At 62.4% G+C, this 5,316-nt stretch carries 6 protein-coding genes and 1 pseudogene; 3 read left to right on the top strand and 4 right to left on the bottom strand.

Going from position 1 to position 5,316, the window contains the following annotated elements:
- On the top strand, positions 1–255 hold a 255-nt coding region (locus CQY20_RS33140), incomplete at its 5' end, for an IS30 family transposase (protein WP_109789712.1).
- A gap of 15 nt (positions 256–270) precedes the next feature.
- Here the strand turns inward: CQY20_RS33140 and CQY20_RS33145 are convergent.
- Together CQY20_RS33145 and CQY20_RS33150 are read right to left on the bottom strand one after the other, a co-directional pair.
- A complete protein-coding gene (locus CQY20_RS33145) occupies positions 271–465 on the bottom strand; it encodes a hypothetical protein (RefSeq protein ID WP_097945486.1) in 195 nt (64 codons plus the stop codon).
- Positions 466–655: 190 nt separating this feature from the next.
- Positions 656–1,675 carry a GlxA family transcriptional regulator gene (locus CQY20_RS33150; protein ID WP_174814621.1) on the bottom strand — a complete coding sequence of 340 codons (1,020 nt, stop codon included), beginning with the start codon at positions 1,673–1,675 and terminating at the stop codon, positions 656–658.
- A gap of 113 nt (positions 1,676–1,788) precedes the next feature.
- Here CQY20_RS33150 and CQY20_RS33155 point away from each other — a divergent pair, with 113 nt between their 5' ends.
- Positions 1,789–2,565: an NAD(P)H-dependent oxidoreductase gene (locus tag CQY20_RS33155; RefSeq protein ID WP_097945489.1), complete on the top strand. Its 777-nt coding sequence runs from the start codon at positions 1,789–1,791 to the stop codon at positions 2,563–2,565.
- A gap of 25 nt (positions 2,566–2,590) precedes the next feature.
- Here the strand turns inward: CQY20_RS33155 and CQY20_RS33160 are convergent, their stop codons facing one another.
- Positions 2,591–3,694 carry an FAD-dependent monooxygenase gene (locus CQY20_RS33160; protein WP_097945492.1) on the bottom strand — a complete coding sequence of 368 codons (1,104 nt, stop codon included), beginning with the start codon at positions 3,692–3,694 and terminating at the stop codon, positions 2,591–2,593.
- Positions 3,695–3,767: 73 nt separating this feature from the next.
- Here CQY20_RS33160 and CQY20_RS33165 point away from each other — a divergent pair, with 73 nt between their 5' ends.
- Positions 3,768–4,379 (top strand): TetR/AcrR family transcriptional regulator, encoded by a 612-nt coding sequence (locus CQY20_RS33165; protein ID WP_174814622.1) that lies wholly within the window; start codon positions 3,768–3,770, stop codon positions 4,377–4,379.
- A 50-nt stretch (positions 4,380–4,429) separates the two neighbouring features.
- On the opposite strand, the pseudogene CQY20_RS33170 reads toward CQY20_RS33165, so the two are convergent.
- Positions 4,430–5,239: pseudogene (locus CQY20_RS33170) on the bottom strand (alpha/beta fold hydrolase); the annotation flags it as partial.
- Positions 5,240–5,316: the final 77 nt, after the last annotated feature.

The raw sequence follows: 5,316 nt of genomic DNA on the forward strand, positions 1-5,316 counted from the left end.
GAGCTCGATATCTACTTCTGCGATCCGCACTCGCCATGGCAACGCGGCAGTAACGAGAACACCAACGGGCTGCTGCGTCAATACTTTGCTAAAGGCACCGACCTATCAGTGTTCCCGGCCGACTACCTCGACTACGTTGCCGCCCAACTCAACACCCGACCCCGCAAAACCCTCGGCTGGAAGAAACCCGCTGAAGTCCTCGACGAGCTACTCTCAAACCCGCCAAAACCACCCGCTGTTGCATCCACTGCCTGAAATCGCCACCCGAATTCAGCTGGCGGCACGCCTATTGCCATGGTCCACACGGTGGGACTCAGCGCCCGTCTCAATGACGGTGGTGCTGCCGAACGTGAGTCCATGCACATCGGTCGACGCCTGCATCTGATCGATCAGGTCGGGCAGATCGACGAGAAACTCTGGTGTCACCAGATTGATCGGCGGGTTGTTGATTGTGACCCGCGCCACACGCGATCGCTCTCGGCGCTGACTGAGAAGTCGGCCCACTGGTTCATCTCCATGCCTGTGCTCACCTCTCGACGGCTGCTGTGTCGCTCAATGGTGAGTGGCCATGTCCATCATCGGTCCAGACCTCATCCCCCGCTGCCCTTTTAGGCGCCGACGCTGTGAGACAAGGATGGGGCGACAGACTCGTCGGCTACACCGCGATTGTCGGCTGGTCAGAACTGCCCTCGGGCGGCGTGCGGCCGCGGAACGTGTTGCGGTAAGCGCTCGGCGCCACACCCATCGTGGACGCGAATAGTTGGCGCAACGCGGTGCCACTGCCCAACCCCGAGGCGGTAGCGACACGATCCACCGGTAAGTCCGTCTGCTCCAGCAATTCTCGGGCGCGGTGCAGACGCTGCTCGGTCAACCACTGCATTGGCGACATGCCAGTTTCCTCCCGGAACCGGCGGGTGAACGTCCGCTTGCTGACCCCGCTCACGGCGGCCATGTCGTCGAGCGTGATGGCGCGGTCCAGCCGCTCCATCGCCCATGCCCGTGCGGCACTGGTGGTGGCGGCAGTCGGCTCGGGAACCAGGCGGTCAATGTACTGCGCTTGGCCACCATCGCGGTGCGGAGGCGTGACAGTGCCGCGGGCAACCTCGTTGGCGACTGCAGAACCGAAGTCGCGCCGAATCATGTGCAAGCACAGGTCCAGGCCCGACGCTACGCCGGCGGAGGTCAGCACATTGTCGCAATCAGTGAACAGAACATTCGGATCGAGTTCGATGTGCGGAAACATGCGCCGGAAGTCGGCGGCGGATCGCCAATGGGTCGTGGCTCGTCGGCCGTCGAGGAAGCCAGCCGCTGCGAGCACGAACGACCCGGTGCAGATCGAGGCCATCCGGGTGCCAGGACGGACATGCGACAGCGCCTTCGTGAGCCTGGGGCTCAACTGGCCCTGGGTGGGAGGTTCGTAATCCTCATCCGAGGCCGGGATGATCACCGTGTCGGCCTCTGCCAGAAGCTCGGGCCCGTTCGGGACGTTGATCGTGAAGTCTGTGTCGGTGCGCACTTCACCCGGTATGAGTGTGGCCGTCACCACTTCGTAGAGGCGAGACCCACGCACGGATCGCGCCTGCCCGAACAGGCGGTGCGGTATCCCGACTTCCAGCGGGATCAGTCCATCGCGTACGAACACCACGACCCGGTGCAAGCTCCGGCGAGAGCCCATGGCCCGATTCTTTCATGTATTGACCCGCGGGCCACTAGCGCGGCCCCGCGCCGCTGGTCATCCTGGACATACCGGGCGCGACCGACGAGACGCGATGGAAGAGGAGTTGTGTCGTGAAAGTGCTGTGGGTGTTCGCCCACCCCGAGCAATCGTCACTCAACGGTTCGTTGATGAAAGAAGGGCTGCAGATCCTCACCGAACTGGGGCACGACTACCAGGTCTCCGACCTCTACGCCATGAAATGGAAGGCACAGGTCGACCGCGACGACTGCAGCCAAGACATCGAGGGTCGATTTTCGGTGAGTCGAGAGTCGCAGCGCGCCTTCCTGTCTGGCACCCTCAGCCTCGACGTCGTTGCCGAGCAGCGCAAGCTTGAGTGGGCCGATGTCGTCGTCCTCCAGTTTCCGCTGTGGTGGTACAGCGTTCCGGCCATTCTCAAGGGATGGATCGATCGGGTCTTTGTGAAAGGCTTCGCCTACGGCATCCGCGATCCCCAGAACCCGAGCCGCACACTGCGTTACGGTGACGGCCCACTGGCTGGCAAGAAGGCACTAACGATCCTGACCAGCGGAAGCCCGCCTGCTGCGCTCGGTCCGCGCGGCATCAACGGTCGACTCGACGAGGTGCTCTTCCCCTTGCTGCACGGCACCCTGTGGTATGTCGGAATCGCTCCCCTGCCACCGATGTGCGTAAATGGCGCAGACCGACTGTCTGATACGGAGTTCGACGACGCGACTGCTGAACTGCACGACCGGTTGGAAAACCTTGAAGAGGACCAACCGATTCCGTTCCGGCGCCAAAACGGCGGCGATTACGACGACGACCTTGTGTTGCGACCTGAATTAGCGCCAGGGCGTGCAGGCATCGCAGTGCATTACGAAGATCGGTGAGTGATGTCGCGATGGCTTTGATAGATCAACTGGCTTGAGCCAGTTTGCGGTTGCGCGTGTCGATGTCTTCCTGGGTGGCGGGAATCATCCACTCGCCGCCCGCAAGGGCGGTGCCTTGGGCGTATGTGACGTGCGGGCGTTGGTCACGCTCATATTGAGCGAACGCTGCGTCCAGGTTATCGGTATGCTCGGCCAAAGCCTGTGCCAGCAACCATGTTCCGGTGAGGGCCAGGCTGGTTCCGCGGCCGGACATTGGGGATGCGCAGTAGGCGGCGTCGCCGACCAGCACGACCCGCCCGCGATGCCACGATGGCATGTCGATCTGGCTGACGGAGTCGAAGTACAGTTCAGGGTCACGGCATGCCGCGTCGAGCAGCTCTGGAACTCGCCACCGCTTGTGTCCGCCGAATTCAGCGGTAAGGATGCGCTTCTGCGCATCGAGGTCGTGATAATCGTAATCAATCCACGAGGAGCGGAAGTTCAGCACCGCCAACGTCACGTCGCGATAGGTGAATATCCCAGCCAAGTGTCCCGGGAAGTTGTAGATCGGGTTGGGGGTACCGGTGGCGTGGTAGTCAGGTGCGTGCGCTATGGCGGTGTAGAAGCCGAGATGACGCAGGTACTGGTGCTCGGACCCGAAAATTAGCCTGCGGGTTGCCGAGTGCAGACCGTCGGCGCCCACCACCAGGTCGTAGCGGGCTCGCCCACCAGAGGTGAACAGCACGTCGACGCCGCGGCCGTCGTCGTGTAGTTCGGCGACCGACTCGCCGAACGTCAACGTCACGGATGACCCGAGGGCATTGCGTAGCACGTGCGCCAAGTCTTCTCGCGGAATTTCGATGTCGTCAGGGCTGTCGTTGATCTCGGCGAACGGTAGTTCGGCCACTCGGTTGCCGTTCTCGTCAACCAGGCAGCCGCGCTCAGTCATGTCCACCCGTCGGGCCCGGACCTCATCGAGGATGCCCATCTGCCGGGCGACATTCAGCGACTCGCCCCGAATGTCGATCGGTGATCCGTTGACCCGAAGATGTTGTGCGCGTTCGACGATGGTGACGTCATGCCCGGCATTGCCGAGATTGATGCCCGCAGACAGCCCGGCCATGCCCGCGCCGGAAACCAAAACGCGCATCAAGAAGCCTCCTCAGGGGTTAAGATCCACTGTGTATCTAAACGAAGAGTAGCGATGGTCTTTAGGAAACGCAATGTCTCTTAAGCCCGGCTCCGCTCCGCAGCGTCGCCGCGGTCCCGCGCTGGAGGCCGCGCTGCTGGCCGCGGCCTGGGACGAACTGAATGAGCGCGGTTACGACGACTTCACCATTGACGGCGTCGCCGCCCGTGCTTGTACCAGCCGGGCCGTGCTGTACCGGCGCTGGCCGGGAAAGCCGCAACTCGTGCATGCCGCGCTAATTGCGGCAAGCAAGAAGGATCCACTCACGGTGCCGGACACCGGCAGCTTGCGCGGCGACGTGATCAGCCTGCTGCGCCAGGCCAACAGTCAACGCCACCACCTGGCTGTCACCGCTATGACCCGGCTCGATAGCTTCTACCGCGACACCGGCACCAACATCGCCGATCTGCGCGAGGCGATTGAAGCTGAACAAGGCGTCCTCATGGATGAGCTCATCGCACGCGCCGTCGACCGTGGCGAGATCCGGCCCGGCCAGGTTACCGGCCGGATTGCACGGTTACCCGTCGACCTGCTGCGCCACGATGTCCTGTTCACGCTGAAACCGTTGACCGATGAGGCAATTGAGGAGATTGTGGACACAGTGTTCATACCCCTCGTCCGACTCGGCACCGACAAGAACGCTTAATTCTTGCCAATTGTCCGTGAAGGGACACTCACATCGGCGGCCTGTGCGTATTACGCCGCGGCCAGCACCGCCGCGAGGCCTTCACGGAGATCCATGACGAAGTACTCGGGAACTTCCAGCGACGGGAAATGTCCCCCGCGTTCGGGGGTATTCCAGCGGACCATCTGTCGGTACCGTTCCTGCGCCCAAGGCCGCGGCGACCTCTCAATGTCACGGGGATACATGGTGATTGCCGACGGGACGTCGACGCGAAGTTCGGGATCCAGCGAGTTGTGGCTTTCGTAGTAGATGCGGGCCGCCGACGCGCCACTCCGTGTGAGCCAATACAGCGTGACGTCGTCGAGAATGCGATCTCGCGAAATCGTCTCGAACGGACTGTCTTCGGTATCAGACCATTCAGCGAACTTGTCGAGGATCCACGCGAGCAGCCCGACCGGTGAGTCGACAAGCGAGTAGCCGATGGTCTGCGGTCGGGTCGCTTGCTGCTTCGCGTACGCCGCACGACGACCCCAGAATTCGCGGGTTTCCTCGGTCCACTTGCGCTCGATCGGCGTGAGTCCGGCTGTCGATAATCCCGGCGGCGCCTCCGCGAACAACGAGTGGATGCCGAGGAGATGCGCGGGAAACCTGCCGCCGAGAACCGTGGTGATGTTGCCTCCCCAGTCGCCGCCGTGGGCCAAGAATTTGTCGTAGCCGAGCCGTCCCATCAGTTGCACCCATGCGGCCGCGATCTTTTCGGTTCCCCACCCCGTGGTGGCCGGCTTGTCGCTGAACCCGAAGCCCGGTAGTGACGGGGCCACCACGTGAAACGCCGGTACAGTCGCATCCTTAGGATCTGCCAAATCCTCGATGACATCGACGGCGATTTCTGGGGGTGATTGCAACAGCCACCTTGTTGGAGGTTGTTGTGTATCTGAAGGCTTATCCCTGGATTATG

It is taken from the genome of Mycolicibacterium agri (assembly GCF_002553505.1).
Classification (GTDB): Bacteria; Actinomycetota; Actinomycetes; order Mycobacteriales; family Mycobacteriaceae; genus Mycobacterium; species Mycobacterium agri.

Coding starts and splice junctions, on each gene's coding strand:
- CQY20_RS33165 (WP_174814622.1), top strand. CDS start 3,768: ATGTCTCTTAAGCCCGGCTCCGCTCCGCAGCGTCGCCGCGGTCCCGCG.
- CQY20_RS33150 (WP_174814621.1), bottom strand. CDS start 1,675: ATGGGCTCTCGCCGGAGCTTGCACCGGGTCGTGGTGTTCGTACGCGAT.
- CQY20_RS33160 (WP_097945492.1), bottom strand. CDS start 3,694: ATGCGCGTTTTGGTTTCCGGCGCGGGCATGGCCGGGCTGTCTGCGGGC.